At 68.4% G+C, this 15,157-nt stretch carries 12 protein-coding genes; all 12 read left to right on the top strand.

The window, feature by feature from the left end:
* Positions 1-69: 69 nt before the first annotated feature.
* The 12 genes from FOB47_RS19365 to FOB47_RS19310 all read left to right on the top strand — a co-directional run bounded on the left by FOB47_RS19365 (position 70) and on the right by FOB47_RS19310 (position 15,131).
* Positions 70-2,439, top strand: coding sequence for a bifunctional salicylyl-CoA 5-hydroxylase/oxidoreductase (locus FOB47_RS19365; RefSeq protein WP_174781860.1), 2,370 nt, complete (start codon positions 70-72; stop codon positions 2,437-2,439).
* A complete protein-coding gene (locus FOB47_RS19360) occupies positions 2,436-3,242 on the top strand; it encodes an SDR family NAD(P)-dependent oxidoreductase (RefSeq protein WP_151022853.1) in 807 nt (268 codons plus the stop codon). The genes FOB47_RS19365 and FOB47_RS19360 overlap by 4 nt, the downstream gene beginning before the upstream one ends.
* Before the next feature lie 76 nt (positions 3,243-3,318).
* On the top strand, positions 3,319-4,170 hold the full coding sequence (locus FOB47_RS19355; RefSeq protein ID WP_053822105.1) for an enoyl-CoA hydratase family protein: 852 nt from the start codon (positions 3,319-3,321) through the stop codon (positions 4,168-4,170).
* A gap of 15 nt (positions 4,171-4,185) precedes the next feature.
* Positions 4,186-5,406, top strand: coding sequence for an acyl-CoA dehydrogenase family protein (locus tag FOB47_RS19350; RefSeq protein WP_174781859.1), 1,221 nt, complete (start codon positions 4,186-4,188; stop codon positions 5,404-5,406).
* Between the two features lie 44 nt (positions 5,407-5,450).
* Positions 5,451-7,121: an AMP-binding protein gene (locus FOB47_RS19345; protein WP_174781858.1), complete on the top strand. Its 1,671-nt coding sequence runs from the start codon at positions 5,451-5,453 to the stop codon at positions 7,119-7,121.
* A complete protein-coding gene (locus FOB47_RS19340) occupies positions 7,118-7,621 on the top strand; it encodes an acyl-CoA thioesterase (RefSeq protein WP_174781857.1) in 504 nt (167 codons plus the stop codon). The genes FOB47_RS19345 and FOB47_RS19340 overlap by 4 nt, the downstream gene beginning before the upstream one ends.
* A 90-nt stretch (positions 7,622-7,711) precedes the next feature.
* Positions 7,712-8,122 carry a RidA family protein gene (locus FOB47_RS19335; RefSeq protein ID WP_151022874.1) on the top strand — a complete coding sequence of 137 codons (411 nt, stop codon included), beginning with the start codon at positions 7,712-7,714 and terminating at the stop codon, positions 8,120-8,122.
* A 512-nt stretch (positions 8,123-8,634) separates the two neighbouring features.
* Entirely contained in the window at positions 8,635-9,771 is a 1,137-nt protein-coding gene (gene carA, locus FOB47_RS19330; protein ID WP_053822101.1) for a glutamine-hydrolyzing carbamoyl-phosphate synthase small subunit, read from the top strand.
* Between the two features lie 49 nt (positions 9,772-9,820).
* The gene (gene leuE / locus FOB47_RS19325) at positions 9,821-10,522 is read left to right on the top strand and encodes a leucine efflux protein LeuE (protein ID WP_174781856.1); all 702 of its coding nucleotides are present in this window, start codon (positions 9,821-9,823) and stop codon (positions 10,520-10,522) included.
* 68 nt (positions 10,523-10,590) lie between these two features.
* A complete protein-coding gene (gene carB / locus FOB47_RS19320; RefSeq protein ID WP_174781855.1) occupies positions 10,591-13,839 on the top strand; it encodes a carbamoyl-phosphate synthase large subunit in 3,249 nt (1,082 codons plus the stop codon).
* 274 nt (positions 13,840-14,113) lie between these two features.
* Positions 14,114-14,590 carry a transcription elongation factor GreA gene (greA, locus tag FOB47_RS19315; RefSeq protein ID WP_053822098.1) on the top strand — a complete coding sequence of 159 codons (477 nt, stop codon included), beginning with the start codon at positions 14,114-14,116 and terminating at the stop codon, positions 14,588-14,590.
* A gap of 67 nt (positions 14,591-14,657) precedes the next feature.
* Positions 14,658-15,131, top strand: coding sequence for a DUF4149 domain-containing protein (locus FOB47_RS19310; RefSeq protein ID WP_174782504.1), 474 nt, complete (start codon positions 14,658-14,660; stop codon positions 15,129-15,131).
* Positions 15,132-15,157: the final 26 nt, after the last annotated feature.

Raw genomic sequence — 15,157 nt, 5'->3', positions numbered from 1 at the left:
TTGATTGCGGCACAGCGCCGGAGCATTCGCGGCGGCGGCAGCGGCCACCACGCCGCGAGGAGACGACAGATGCGAATACTGTGTATTGGCGGCGGACCGGCCGGCCTGTATTTCGGCCTGCTGATGAAGCGGCAGGACCCCCGCCACGAAGTGGTCGTGGTCGAGCGCAACCGGCCGTACGACACCTTCGGCTGGGGCGTGGTGTTCTCGGATGCCACCATGGACAACCTGCGCGAGGCCGACCCCGAGAGCGCGCGCGAAATCGACGCGGCGTTCAATCACTGGGACGACATCGACATTCACTTCCGCGGCCGCACGATGCGTTCGAGCGGGCATGGCTTCATCGGCATCGGCCGCAAGCGCCTGCTGAACATCCTGCAGGCGCGTTGCGAAACGCTGGACGTGCAACTGGTGTTCGAGACCGACGTGCAGGACGACCAGGCGCTGGCGGAGAAGTACGGCGCCGACCTGGTGATCGCCTCCGACGGCGTCAACAGCCGTGTGCGCACCCGCTACGCGCAGACCTTCGCGCCGGACATCGATACGCGCCAGTGCCGTTTCGTCTGGCTTGGCACGAAAAAGCGCTTCGACGCCTTCACCTTTGCCTTCGAGCAGACCGAGCACGGCTGGTTTCAGGCGCATGCCTACCGCTTCGACGACGACACCTCGACCTTCATCGTCGAGACCCCGGAATCGGTCTGGCGTGCCGCCGGCATCGAGCAGATGGACCAGCAGCAGGGCATCGCCTACTGCGAGCGGCTGTTCGCCAAATACCTCGATGGCCAGCCGCTGATCAGCAACGCCACCCACCTGCGCGGCTCGGCCAACTGGATCCGCTTCAACCGCGTGATCTGCAACACCTGGGTCCACTGGAACACGCTGGCCGGCGGCCGCCGCGTGCCGGTGGTGCTGATGGGCGATGCCGCGCACACCGCGCACTTCTCGATCGGTTCGGGCACCAAGCTGGCGCTGGAGGATGCGATCGATCTGGCCACCAATCTGCGCGGCCTGACGCAGCCCGGTGCGGACGCGCTCGACGAGGCGCTGCGCCGCTACGAGGCCACCCGCAGCGTCGAGGTGCTGAAGATCCAGAACGCCGCGCGCAATTCGACCGAATGGTTCGAGAACGTCGAGCGCTACGCGCGGCTGGCGCCCGAGCAGTTCGCCTATTCGCTGCTGACGCGCTCGCAACGCATCTCGCACGAGAACCTGCGGTTGCGCGATCGTACCTATGTCGAGGACTACGAGCGCTGGCTGGCGCGCCAGGCCGGCGTGCCCGAGGAAAGCCTGCGCGCGCACGACGGCGCCTTGCCGCCGATGTTCACGCCTTACCGCGTGCGCGGCCTGACGCTGAAGAACCGCGTGGTGGTGTCGCCGATGGCGATGTATTGCTGCGTCGACGGCGTGCCCGGCGACTTCCATCTGGTCCATCTGGGCGCGCGTGCCCAGGGCGGCGCGGGCCTGGTGATGGCCGAGATGACCTGCGTGTCGCCGGACGCGCGCATCACGCCGGGATGCCCGGGTTTGTGGAACGACGTGCAACGCGACGCCTGGCGCCGCATCGTCGATTTCGTCCATGCGGGCACGGGGCTGTCCAGCGGCGCGCGCATCGGCATGCAGCTCGGCCATGCCGGCCGCAAGGGCTCGACGCAGCTGGGCTGGCAGGCGATGGACCATCCGCTGCCCGAAGGCAACTGGCCGCTGATCTCGGCCTCGCCGCTGCCGTATCTGCCCGGCATCTCGCAGGTGCCGCGCGCGATGACGCGCGAGGACATGGATCGCGTGCGCGACGATTTCGCCGCCGCGGCGCGGCGCGCTGCCGAGGCCGGCTTCGATTGGCTGGAGCTACATTGCGCGCACGGCTACCTGTTGTCGTCGTTCATTTCGCCGCTGACCAACCGCCGTGATGACGAGTACGGCGGCTCGCTGGCCAACCGGCTGCGCTATCCCCTCGAGGTGTTCGCCGCGGTGCGCGAGGTATGGCCGTCGCAGCGGCCGATGTCGGTCCGCATTTCGGCGCACGACTGGGTCGAGGGCGGCATCACGCCCGACGACGCGGTCGAGATCGCACGCGCCTTCAAGGCGGCCGGCGCGGACCTGATCGACTGCTCGTCGGGGCAGGTCAGCCCCGAACAAACGCCGGTCTATGGCCGCATGTACCAGACGCCGTTCGCCGACCGCATCCGCAACGAGGCGGGCATTCCGACGATCGCCGTCGGGGCGATTTCCGAAGCCGATCACGTCGACAGCATCATCGCCGCGGGCCGTGCCGACCTGTGCGCGATCGCGCGGCCGCATCTGGCCGATCCGGCCTGGACGCTGCATCAGGCCGCGCAGCTGGGCTATCGGCCGGTCGACTGGCCGGTGCAATACCAGGCCGGCAAGCGGCAGCTGGAGACCAACCTCGAGCGCGCCGCGGCGCTGGCGGGGGCACGATGAGCGCCGATCGTTCGTCGTTGCCGCTGCAGGGTCGCCACGCGCTGGTCACGGGCGGGGCGCGCGGCATTGGGGCCGCCATCGCCGGCCGCCTGCTGGCCGAGGGCGCCGGCGTGACGCTGCTGGGCCGCGACGGCGACGCGCTGGCGCGCGCCGTGGAGCGGCTCGGGCAGGACCATCCCGGTGCGCGGCTGCATCGAGTGCAGGCGGATGTCGGCGACGCCGACAGCGTGGCGCGCGCGTTCGACGCCGCGGCGCAGGCGCTGGGACCGATCGCCGTGCTGGTCAACAACGCCGGCCAGGCGCACAGCGCGCCGTTCGCGAAGACCGACCTGGCGCTGTGGCGCCGCATGCTGGACGTGAATCTGACCGGCACCTTCCTGTGCACGCAGGCCGCGCTGCCGGCGATGCGCGAAGCGGGCTGGGGCCGCGTGGTCAATGTCGCGAGCACCGCCGCGCTGACCGGCTATGCCTATGTGACGGCCTACTGCGCGGCCAAGCATGGCGTGCTCGGCCTGACGCGCGCGCTGGCGCTGGAGCTGGCGCGCAGCGGCATCACCGTCAATGCGGTGTGCCCAGGCTATACCGATACCGACATCGTGCGCGAGGCGGTCGCCAATATCGTCGGCAAGACGGGCCGCACCGAAGCGCAGGCGCGGGCGGAACTGGCCGGCCGCAACCCGCAGCGCCGGCTGGTGGATCCGGACGAAGTGGCCGACGCGGTCGCCTGGCTGTGCCGGCCGTCGGCCAGCGCGATCACCGGCCAGGCGATCGCGGTGGCGGGCGGCGAGGTGATGGCGGGCTGAGCAGACCTGCGCGGGCACGGACAACGAACGCTACATCGACACATCGACACATCGACACATCGACGAGAGAACGCAGATGAACGAGATCGCACTGGACATGCGCCACCACAAGCGCGGCTTCGCAGACTTCGCGCCGCGCCACTTCCTGTGGTCGGTATCCGCGGACGGCAAGGTCGGCACCGTGACGCTGAATCGCCCCGAGCGCAAGAATCCGCTGACCTTCGACGCCTACGCCGAACTGCGCGATCTGTTCCGTGCGCTGGTCTACGCCAGCGACATCAAGGCGGTGGTGGTGCAGGGCGCCGGCGGCAACTTCTGCTCGGGTGGCGACGTGCACGAGATCATCGGCCCGCTGACGAAGATGGCGATGCCGGAGCTGCTCGACTTCACGCGGATGACCGGCGACCTGGTCAAGGCGATGCGCGCGTGTCCGCAGCCGATCATCGCGGCTGTCGATGGCGTCTGCGCCGGCGCGGGCGCGATGATCGCGCTGGCCTCGGACATGCGGCTCGCGACGGAGTCGGCGCGCACCGCCTTCCTGTTCGTGCGCGTGGGGCTGGCCGGCGCCGACATGGGCGCCTGCACGCTGCTGCCCCGGATGATCGGCCAGGGCCGCGCCAGCGAGCTGCTCTATACCGGCCGCGCGATGAGCGCGCAGGAGGGGCTGCAATGGGGCTTCTTCAACGCGCTGCACGCGCCCGAGCGGCTGGGCGACGAGGCCGCCGCGCTGGCCGCGCAGCTTGCCGCGGGCCCGACCTTCGCGCATGGCGTCACCAAGAAGCTGCTGCACCAGGAATGGAACATGGGGCTGGACGAGGCCATCGAGGCCGAGGCGCAGGCCCAGGCGATCTGCATGCAGACCGGCGACTTCCGCCGCGCCTACGAAGCCTTCGTCGCCAAGGCAAAGCCGGTGTTCGAAGGAAACTGAGCGAGGAGAACCGAAATGCCCGCCTGGGACGATGATCTGACGCTGCCGTTCTTTGACGATGCGCATCGCACGCTGGCGCGTGAGCTCGACGCCTGGTGCGCGCGCTCGCTGTCGGCGCAGCCGCACGCCCCTGGCGCCGATGTCGACGCGGACTGCCGTGCGCTGGTGCGCCAGCTCGGCGAGGCCGGCTGGCTGCGCTACTGCGTGCCGCGCGCCTACGGCGGCGCGCTCGACCAGCTCGATTCACGCGCGCTGTGCCTGCTGCGCGAGACGCTGGCGCGCCACGATGGATTGGCCGACTTCGCCTTCGCGATGCAGGGACTGGGCTCGGGCGCGATCACGCTGGCGGGCGACGAGACGCTGCGCCACCGCTATCTGCCGCGCGTGGCGCGCGGCGAGGCGATCGCGGCCTTCGCGCTGTCGGAGCCGGAGGCCGGTTCCGATGTCGCGGCGATGCAGTGCAGCGCGACGCTGGACGGCGATCACTACGTGCTCGACGGCGCCAAGACCTGGATCTCGAACGGCGGCATTGCCGACTTCTATTGCGTGTTCGCGCGCACCGGCGAAGCGCCTGGCGCGCGCGGCATCACGGCCTTCGTCGTCGATGCCGATACGCCGGGGCTGCAGATCGCCGAGCGCATCGACGTGATGGCGCCGCACCCGCTGGCGACGTTGCGCTTCGACGGCTGCCGCGTGCCCGTCGCGCAGCGGCTGGGCGAGCCGGGGCAGGGCTTCAAGCTGGCGATGATGACGCTGGACATCTTCCGCGCCTCGGTCGCGGCGGCCGCGCTGGGCTTCGGCCGCGCGGCGCTCGATGAAGCGATCGGGCGGGCCACCGCGCGGCCGATGTTCGGCGGCAAGCTGGCCGACCTGCAGCTGACGCAGGCCGCGCTCGGCGAGATGGCGACCGCGCTCGACGCGGCCGCGCTGCTGACCTGGCGTGCGGCGTGGCTCCGCGATACCGGCGCGGGCCGCAGTCAGGGCGGCACCCAAGGCGGCGCTCCGGTCCGCACGACCCGCGAGGCGGCGATGGCCAAGATGACCGCCACCGAGAACGCCCAGATGGTGATCGATCGCGCGGTGCAGCTGTTCGGCGGTCTCGGCGTGCGCATCGGCAGCCGGGTCGAGAGCCTGTACCGCGAAATCCGCTCGCTGCGCATCTACGAGGGCGCCACCGAAGTGCAGAAGCTGATCGTCGCGCGCGAAACGCTGGCCGCGCGGCAACCGCGGTCCTGACCGCGCGCTCCACAGAACGAGCGCCGCCCATCAAGGAGACAGCCATGGCGAGCACAGCCCATCTCGATACCTTTGCCCAGGACCGCCTGCCGCCGCGCGAGGCCTGGCCGCAGTTCCTGTTCAACGACGACACCCGCTATCCCGAGCGGCTCAACGCCGCGGTGGAACTGGTCGATCGCCATGTGCGCGAGGGCCGCGGCGAACGCATCGCGATCCGCTATCCCGATGCCGGCGGCGCCGGTGGCTTTCGCACCGTCAGCTATGCCGAGCTGGCCGCGCTGACCAACCGCATCGCGCGCGTGCTGACCGAGGACATGGGATTGGTGCCCGGCAACCGCATCCTGCTGCGCGGGCCCAACAACCTGATGATGGCCGCGAGCCTGCTGGCGACGCTGAAGGCCGGCCTGATTGCGGTGCCGACGATGCCGCTGCTGCGCGCGCGCGAACTGAAGCAGGTGATCGATCGCGCCGAGGTGGGCGCCGCGCTGTGCGATGCGCGGCTGCGCGAGGAGCTGGACGCGAACATGCGCGAGGGCGGCGAGTTCCACTGTCCGACGATGCGGCAGGTGCTGTGCTTCAACGGCAGCGGGCCGGGCTCGCTGGAGGCGGCGCTGCAGGGCAAGCCCGACGATTTCGCCGCCTGCGATACCGCGAGCGACGACATCTGCCTGATCGCCTTTACCAGCGGCACCACCGGCCAGCCCAAGGGCACCGTGCATTTCCATCGCGACGTGCTGGCGATGTGCGATCTGTTCCCGCGGCATGTGCTGCGGCCCACGGCCGACGACGTGTTCTGCGGCACGCCGCCGCTGGCCTTCACCTTCGGCCTCGGCGGGCTGCTGTGCTTTCCGCTGCGAATCGGCGCGTCGACCGTGCTTGCCGAGAAGCTGACGCCGGACACGCTGCTGGCGCTGATCCAGGACGCGCGCGCGACCATCGTCTTCACCGCGCCGACCTTCTATCGCCAGATGGCCGCGGCGGCCGAGCGCTACGACCTGTCGAGCCTGAAGAAGAGCGTGTCGGCCGGGGAGGCGTTGCCCGACGCCACGCGCCAGAGCTGGAAGGCCGCGACCGGCATCGAGATGATCGACGGCATCGGCGGCACCGAGATGATGCATATCTTCATCTCGAGCGCCGGCGACGAGGTGCGGCCCGGCGCGATCGGCAAGGTGGTGCCCGGCTATGTCGCGCGCATCGTCGACGAGAACATGCAGACGCTGCCGCCCGGCGTGCCCGGCAAGCTGGCGGTGCAGGGCCCGACCGGCTGCCGCTATCTGGACGATCCGCGCCAGGCCAACTATGTGCGCGACGGCTGGAACCTGCCCGGCGACACCTTCGTGATGGACGCCGACGGCTACTACTTCTATCAGGCCCGCTCGGACGACATGATCGTCTCGGCCGGCTACAACATCGCCGGCCCCGAAGTCGAGGCCGCGCTGATGCAGCACGAAGCGGTGGCCGAGTGCGGCGTGGTCGGCGCGCCCGACGATGGGCGCGGGCAGGTGGTGGCGGCCTATGTGGTGCTGCGTCCGGGCTTTCACGGCGACGATGCGATGCGCGTGACGCTGCAGGAGTACGTCAAGCGGCAGATCGCCCCGTACAAGTATCCCCGCCGCATCCACTTCGTCGAGGCGCTGCCGCGCACCGAAACCGGCAAGCTGCAGCGCTTCCGGCTGCGGCAGATGGCCGAGCAGAACGGGACACCGGCGTCATGACGGCACCGAGCTTCCGCAACACCGTGCGGGTGCGCTTCAAGGACTGCGATGCCGCCGGCATCGTGTTCTTTCCCCGCTATTTCGAGATGCTGAACGATCTGGTCGAGGACTGGTTTCGCGAGGCGCTCGACTGGCCGTTCGAGCGCATGCACGGCGCCGACCGGGCCGGCGTGCCGACCGCGGACCTGCAATGCCGCTTTGTCGCGCCGAGCCGGATGGGCGAGGTGCTGACGCGCGAGCTGGCGGTGACGCGGCTGGGCAGCTCCAGCTGCACGCTGCGGGTGCGCTTTCTCGGCGCGCAGCACGACGGACGGGCGGACCTGCGTGTCGAGTTCACCCAGCGCCTGGTCTGCGTCGATACCGCACGCATGGCGCCGCGACCGTTTCCTGCGCCGGTGCGCGAGGCGATGGCCCGCTTTGTCGACGAGATCGGCAACGAAGCGCCTGCTGCCCGATCGGCCGCCTCGGCCGCCTCGGCCTCTCCTTCATCGAATTCCTGACGAGTCCAAGCTATGAACGATATCGTGGCGCCCACCGCCGAATCCTCGACCACCGCGAACACTGCCGCCGCTGCGCAGCGGGGCCAGCCGATGGCCGTGCTGCAGCCCCCGGGCTGGGCCGCGCCGCGCGGCTATGCCAACGGCATCCTGACCGAATTCCAGGCCGGCAGCCGGCTGATCTTCGTCGGCGGCCAGATCGGCTGGAACGGCCAGTGCGAGTTCGAAAGCGACGACTTCGCGGAGCAGACCGCCCAGGCGCTGCGCAATGTGATCGCGGTGCTGGAGCAGGGCGGGGCCCGCGCCGAGCATATCGCGCGGATGACCTGGTATGTGAAGGACAAGGCGGAATACGTCGCTGCCTATCCCGCGATCGGCAAGCACTACCGCGAGATCATCGGCCGCCATTTCCCGGCGATGACCGCGGTCGAGGTCGCGGATCTGATCGAACCGCGCGCGCGGGTCGAGATCGAAGTGACGGCGGTGGTGCCGCCGGCGGCATAAGGACAAGCTCGCGGGTGTTCTCCCTGCCGCTTGCGGGAGGGGGACGAGCATAGGGACGGGCAGAGGGAACTGGGCGGTCGCGGCGACCGCAAAGTCTCGCAGAGCCAACGCTGCGCCCTCTGCCCCGACCTCTTCCCGACCGCTTCCCCGACCTCTCTCCCGCATGCGAGAGAGGGTGGTAGTCCGAGGGCAAATGGCAAGGACCTGGCATACGCAAGTCCTTGAAAACTTGAGAAATTGGCCGGCGTGAGGTAGAATCCGAAAGTTTCGCTTTCAGAACCCTTCACCCTAGCGCCAACCGCATTCCACCTTCCGCCGCCCTGACCGCTGCCCTGCGGATTCGCGCCGGAGCGCCGTGCCGATCGCCGTCGACACCCTCTGCGCACCGATGCCGAATCCCGCGCAGCCCGGCCCGACCGCCCCGGCTCGCTGCCGGCGCGCTCGCCGTCAGATTCGGGGCACGAGGCGTCGAGAGAGGTCGGTCACGGGGTGAATCCAGCAGGAGCCTACCCGTGTTACCGTCTTTTCCGCCCGCCATCCTTGCGCTAGCAGACGGCACGGTCTTTCGTGGCTATTCCATCGGCGCCTCCGGCCATACCATCGGCGAAGTGGTGTTCAACACCGCGCTGACCGGTTACCAGGAAATCCTCACCGACCCGAGCTATTCGCGGCAGATCGTCACGCTGACGTACCCGCATATCGGCAATGTCGGCGTCAATTCCGAGGATGTCGAAGCCACCAAAGTCCATGCCGCCGGCCTGATCATCAAGGATCTGCCGCTGCTCGCCTCGAACTTCCGCAAGCAGCACACGCTGCCGCACTACCTGAAGCAGGAGAAGGTGCCCGCGATCGCCGGCATCGACACCCGCAAGCTGACCCGCATCCTGCGCGAGAAGGGCGCGCAGAACGGCTGCATCCTGGCCGGCGAGGACAACGCGCAGAAGGCCATCGACCTGGCGCGCTCGTTCCCGGGCCTGGCCGGCATGGACCTGGCCAAGGTCGTGTCGGTCAAGGAACCGTACGAGTGGAACCAGACCGAGTGGGCGCTCGAGCGCGGCTACGGCAAGCTGGAGAACCCGCGCTTCCACGTGGTCGCGTTCGACTACGGCGTCAAGTTCAACATCCTGCGCATGCTGGCCCAGCGCGGCTGCCGCATCACGGTGCTGCCGGCCCAGTCGAGCGCCGCCGACGCGCTGGCCTACAAGCCGGACGGCATCTTCCTGGCCAACGGCCCGGGCGACCCCGAGCCGTGCGACTACGCGATCCGTGCCACGCAGGAATTCCTGCAGCGCGGCATCCCGACCTTCGGCATCTGCCTGGGCCACCAGATCATGGGCCTGGCCGTCGGTGCGAAGACGGTCAAGATGCCGACCGGCCACCACGGCGCCAACCATCCGGTCAAGGACCTGGATGACGGCCGCGTGGTGATCACCTCGCAGAACCACGGCTTTGCGGTCGACGCCGCAACGCTGCCGGCCAACGCGCGCGTGACCCACGTCTCGCTGTTCGACGGCACGTTGCAGGGCTTCGCGCTGAACGACAAGCCGGCCTTCTGCTTCCAGGGACACCCGGAAGCGTCGCCCGGCCCGCACGACGTGGCCTATCTGTTCGACCGCTTCACCAGGCTGATGGAGGAGGCCCGCCAGTAGGGCGGACCTCGACATCGAGAGCGGAACGAGACGACACAGGATCGCGACCATGAACGCCCTGATGCACGCTACCTTCGGCATTACCGACTTCTGGACCTATCTGCTGGGCACGATCTTCATCGTGCTGCTGCCGGGGCCGAATTCGATGTACGTGCTGTCGGTCGCCGCGCAGCGCGGCGTGCGTGCCGGCTATCGCGGCGCCTGCGGCGTGTTCCTCGGCGACGCGATCCTGATGGTGCTGTCGGCCGCCGGCGTGGCCTCGCTGCTCAAGGCCAGCCCCGGGCTGTTCTACGTGATCAAGTACATCGGTGCCGCCTATCTGGCGTGGATCGGCTTGCAGATGCTGCGCGGCGCGCTGCGCAGCTGGAGCGGCCACGGCAAGGGCGGGAAAGGCGCCGAGGCCGCGGGGCAGGGCGAGGGCGCGGGACAGGCGCAGGTCGCCGACCCCGCCAACCCGTTCCGCAAGGCGCTGCTGATCAGCCTGCTGAACCCCAAGGCCATCCTGTTCTTCGTCTCGTTCTTCATCCAGTTCGTCGATCCGCAGTTCGCCTATCCGGTGCTGTCGTTCGGCGTGCTGGGGCTGATCTGCCAGGCCTGCAGCTTCGCCTACCTGACCGCCATCATCTTCGTCGGCGCGAAGCTGGCCGAGGCCTTCCGCCGCCGGCGCAGGCTGTCGGCCGGCATGGCGAGCGGCGTGGGCGCGATGTTTATCGGCTTCGGCGCCAAGCTGGCGACGGCCACCCTGAACTGAATATTGATATCCGGCGCGGTGCGCCTGCTCGCGAGCGAGCGCGGACCGGCCGACAAAGAGAGCGTGCAATGCCAAAACGCACAGACATCCAGAGCATCCTGATCATCGGCGCGGGCCCCATCATCATCGGCCAGGCCTGCGAGTTCGACTATTCCGGCGCGCAGGCGTGCAAGGCGCTGCGCGAGGAAGGGTTCAAGGTCATCCTGGTCAATTCGAATCCGGCGACCATCATGACCGACCCGAACACCGCTGATGTGACCTACATCGAACCCATCACCTGGGAAGTGGTCGAGCGCATCATCGCCAAGGAGCGCCCCGATGCGATCCTGCCGACCATGGGCGGCCAGACCGCGCTGAACTGCGCGCTGGACCTGCACCGCCACGGCGTGCTCGACAAGTACAAGGTCGAGCTGATCGGCGCCTCGCCCGAGGCGATCGACAAGGCCGAGGACCGCCAGAAGTTCAAGGACGCGATGACCAGGATCGGTCTCGGTTCGGCCAAGTCCGGCATCGCCCATTCGATGGAAGAGGCGCTGGCCGTGCAGTCGCAGATCGCACGCGAGACCGACACGAGCGGCTATCCGATCGTGATCCGCCCCTCGTTCACGCTGGGCGGGACCGGCGGCGGCATCGCCTACAACCGCGAGGAATTCGAAGAGATCTGCAAGCGCGGCCTGGACCTGTCGCCGACGCGCGAGCTGCTGATCGAGGAATCGCTGCTGGGCTGGAAAGAGTATGAGATGGAAGTGGTCCGCGACAAGAAGGACAACTGCATCATCGTCTGCTCGATCGAGAACCTGGACCCGATGGGCATCCACACCGGCGACTCGATCACCGTCGCGCCGGCCCAGACCCTGACCGACAAGGAATACCAGCTGCTGCGCAACGCCTCGCTGGCGGTGCTGCGCGAGATCGGCGTCGATACCGGCGGCTCCAACGTGCAGTTCTCGATCAATCCGAAGGACGGCCGGATGATCGTGATCGAGATGAACCCGCGCGTGTCGCGCTCGTCGGCGCTGGCGTCGAAGGCCACCGGCTTCCCGATCGCCAAGGTCGCCGCCAAGCTGGCGGTCGGCTACACGCTGGACGAACTGAAGAACGAGATCACCGGCGGCCAGACCCCGGCGTCGTTCGAACCGTCGATCGACTACGTGGTCACCAAGGTGCCGCGCTTCGCCTTCGAGAAATTCCCGCAGGCCGACAGCCACCTGACCACGCAGATGAAGTCGGTCGGCGAGGTGATGGCGATGGGCCGCACCTTCCAGGAGTCGTTCCAGAAGGCGCTGCGCGGCCTTGAGGTCGGCGTCGACGGGCTGGACGAAAAATCGACCGACCGCGACGAGATCGTCGAGGAGATCGGCGAGCCGGGTCCGGACCGGATCTGGTACGTCGGCGATGCGTTCCGCCTGGGCATGTCGCTCGAAGAGGTGTACGCCGAGACCGATATCGATCCGTGGTTCCTTGCCCAGATCGAGGACATCGTCAAGACCGAGGCCCAGGTCAAGGCCCGCACGCTGGCCAGCCTGTCGGCCGCCGAACTGCGCTATCTGAAGCAGAAGGGCTTCTCCGACCGCCGTCTGGCCCGGCTGATGAAGACCGACGCCAAGGCCGTGCGCGAAGCGCGCCTGACCAACAACGTGCGTCCGGTCTACAAGCGCGTCGATACCTGCGCGGCCGAGTTCGCCACCAACACCGCCTACATGTACTCGACCTACGAGGCCGAGCATGGCGAGTGCGAGGCCAACCCGACCGACAAGCGCAAGATCATGGTGCTGGGCGGTGGCCCGAACCGGATCGGCCAGGGCATCGAGTTCGACTACTGCTGCGTGCACGCGGCGCTCGCGCTGCGCGAGGATGGCTACGAGACCATCATGGTCAACTGCAACCCGGAGACCGTGTCGACCGACTACGACACCTCCGACCGCCTGTACTTCGAGCCGCTGACGCTCGAGGACGTGCTCGAGATCGTCGACAAGGAAAAGCCTGTCGGCGTGATCGTGCAGTACGGCGGCCAGACCCCGCTGAAGCTGGCGCTGGATCTGGAGGCCAACGGCGTGCCCATCATCGGCACCAGCCCCGACATGATCGATGCGGCCGAGGACCGCGAGCGCTTCCAGAAGCTGCTGCAGGAGCTCGGCCTGCGCCAGCCGCCGAACCGCACCGCCCGCACCGAGGACGAGGCCCTGAAGCTGGCCGAAGAAATCGGCTACCCGCTGGTGGTGCGCCCGTCCTACGTGCTGGGCGGCCGTGCGATGGAGATCGTCCATGAGCCGCGCGACCTCGAGCGCTACATGCGCGAGGCGGTCAAGGTGTCGAACGACTCGCCGGTGCTGCTCGACCGCTTCCTCAACGATGCGATCGAGTGCGACGTCGATGCGCTATGCGACGGCAAGCGCGTCTTCATCGGCGGCGTGATGGAGCATATCGAGCAGGCGGGCGTCCACTCCGGCGATTCGGCGTGCTCGCTGCCGCCGTATTCGCTGTCGCAGGCGACCGTCGACGAACTGAAGCGCCAGACCGCCGCGATGGCCAAGGCGCTGAACGTGGTCGGCCTGATGAACGTCCAGTTCGCGATCCAGCAGAAGGACGGCCAGGACATCGTCTACGTGCTCGAAGTGAATCCGCGCGCCTCGCGCACGGTGCCGTACGTGTCGAAGGCCACCGGCCTGTCGCTGGCGAAGATCGCCGCGCGCTGCATGGCCGGCCAGTCGCTGGACGAGCAGGGCATCGGCGCCGAGGTGGTGCCGCCGTACTACAGCGTCAAGGAAGCGGTGTTCCCGTTCAACAAGTTCCCTGGCGTCGATCCGGTGCTCGGACCCGAGATGCGTTCGACCGGCGAAGTGATGGGCGTGGGCAAGACCTTCGGCGAGGCCCTGTTCAAGAGCCAGCTGGCGGCCGGTTCGCGCCTGCCCGAGCGCGGCACCGTGCTGCTGACCGTCAAGGACAGCGACAAGCCGCACGCGGTCAGCGTCGCCCGCATGCTGCACGACATGGGTTATCCGCTGGTGGCGACCCGCGGCACCGCGTCGGCGATCGAAGCGGCCGGCATTCCGGTGCGCGTGGTCAACAAGGTCAAGGACGGCCGCCCGCATATCGTCGACATGCTGAAGAATGGCGAACTGGCGCTGGTGTTCACCACGGTCGACGAGACCCGTACCGCGATCGCCGATTCGCGCTCGATCCGGATCTCGGCGCTGGCCAACCGGGTGCCGTACTACACGACGATCGCCGGCGCCCGCGCCGCGGTCGAGGGCCTGAAGCAGATGCAGAACCTGGAGGTCTACGACCTGCAGGGCCTGCACGGCTCGCTGGCCTGATTCTGCGACGCTTCCCACGGCGCGGCGGCTTGCCTTCTCCCTTCGGGGAGGGGGCGCCCCTTGGCCCTGGTTGATGTGCTTCGGCGTCTTGACCTAAACTAACGGGAATTTCGGCGGACCCAAGTCATCAGGGGCGCCCGAAAGCTGAGCAATCAGAGCCTGGTCGTACAATCCAAGAACCACCCAAAAGCCGCGGTTGAGCGGAGGTGTGCCGGCAAGACCGCTGCGTACATCGCCCGCTGCGCTGCGGCTCATTTTTTTGCCTGACGAAGACATGAGCACCATTCCGATTACCAAGCGCGGCGCAGAACTCCTGAAAGCGGAGCTGCAACGCCTGAAGGCTGTCGAACGTCCCGCGGTGATCAATGCCATCGCCGAGGCGCGTGCGCAGGGCGATCTGTCGGAGAACGCGGAATACGACGCCGCCAAGGAAAAACAGGCCTTTATCGAGGGCCGCATCCTCGAGGTCGAAGCCAAGCTGTCGGCCGCGCAGATCATCGATCCGACCCAGCTCGATACCGACGGCCGCATCGTGTTCGGTGCCACCGTCGACCTGGAAGACCTGGAATCCGGCAAGTCGGTCCGCTATCAGATCGTCGGCGAGGACGAAGCCGATCTCGAAAGCGGCAAGATCTCGGTCAGCTCGCCGATCGCGCGGGCGCTGATCGGCAAGTTCGAGGGCGATGTCGCGACGGTGCTGGCCCCCGGCGGCGAGCGCGAGTACGAAGTCATCACCGTCCGTTACATCTGAGGCGGCGCGCGCCGTGGTGTCGCCGTCCTCCCCGCTGCCGGGCCCGGTGTCCGCCGGTCAGCCGCTGCTGCCGCACCGGCTGTTTCTGCTGCTGACCGTGATCTGGGCGGGCAGCCTCTGGACCATCGGCTATCTGGTCGCTCCCACGCTGTTCGCCGTGCTGCCGAGCCGCGAGATGGCCGGCATGCTGGCCGGACAGCTGTTCCGCACCGAGGCTGTGCTGGGCGTGGTGATCGGCGTGCTGCAGCTGGTGCTGTGCAACGTGATGATCCGGCGCGGCGCCACGCGCTACCGGGGGCTGCGCTGGCTGGTGCTCGGCATGCTGTGTTGCGTGCTGATCGGCTACTTCGGGCTGCAGCCGTTCATGGAGAGCCTGCGGCACAAGGCGCAGGCGATCGGGCTCGGGGTGTCGGAGTCGCCGTTCCGCGCGCGTTTCGGCATGCTGCACGGCGTCTCGAGCGCCTTCTATCTGCTGCAGAGCCTGCTGGCGCTGGTGCTGGTCTGGCGCCTGGCCGGCCGGCGGACGGTGGCGGAGGACTGAGGGAGGGCGGCCCCCCAAGCGTCGTT

It is taken from the genome of Cupriavidus gilardii (genome assembly GCF_013347325.1).
Classification (GTDB): Bacteria; Pseudomonadota; Gammaproteobacteria; order Burkholderiales; family Burkholderiaceae; genus Cupriavidus; species Cupriavidus gilardii.
The sequence above is the reverse complement of the archived record's forward strand: the minus strand, read 5'-3'. Positions and strand labels throughout refer to the sequence as shown.

Bases quoted from the DNA above. Each gene is read 5' to 3' on its own strand.
- leuE (WP_174781856.1), top strand. From the start codon at position 9,821: ATGAACGCCCTGATGCACGCTACCTTCGGCATTACCGACTTCTGGACC.
- FOB47_RS19360 (WP_151022853.1), top strand. From the start codon at position 2,436: ATGAGCGCCGATCGTTCGTCGTTGCCGCTGCAGGGTCGCCACGCGCTG.
- FOB47_RS19345 (WP_174781858.1), top strand. From the start codon at position 5,451: ATGGCGAGCACAGCCCATCTCGATACCTTTGCCCAGGACCGCCTGCCG.
- carB (WP_174781855.1), top strand. From the start codon at position 10,591: ATGCCAAAACGCACAGACATCCAGAGCATCCTGATCATCGGCGCGGGC.
- FOB47_RS19335 (WP_151022874.1), top strand. From the start codon at position 7,712: ATGGCCGTGCTGCAGCCCCCGGGCTGGGCCGCGCCGCGCGGCTATGCC.
- greA (WP_053822098.1), top strand. From the start codon at position 14,114: ATGAGCACCATTCCGATTACCAAGCGCGGCGCAGAACTCCTGAAAGCG.
- FOB47_RS19340 (WP_174781857.1), top strand. From the start codon at position 7,118: ATGACGGCACCGAGCTTCCGCAACACCGTGCGGGTGCGCTTCAAGGAC.
- FOB47_RS19355 (WP_053822105.1), top strand. From the start codon at position 3,319: ATGAACGAGATCGCACTGGACATGCGCCACCACAAGCGCGGCTTCGCA.
- FOB47_RS19350 (WP_174781859.1), top strand. From the start codon at position 4,186: ATGCCCGCCTGGGACGATGATCTGACGCTGCCGTTCTTTGACGATGCG.
- FOB47_RS19365 (WP_174781860.1), top strand. From the start codon at position 70: ATGCGAATACTGTGTATTGGCGGCGGACCGGCCGGCCTGTATTTCGGC.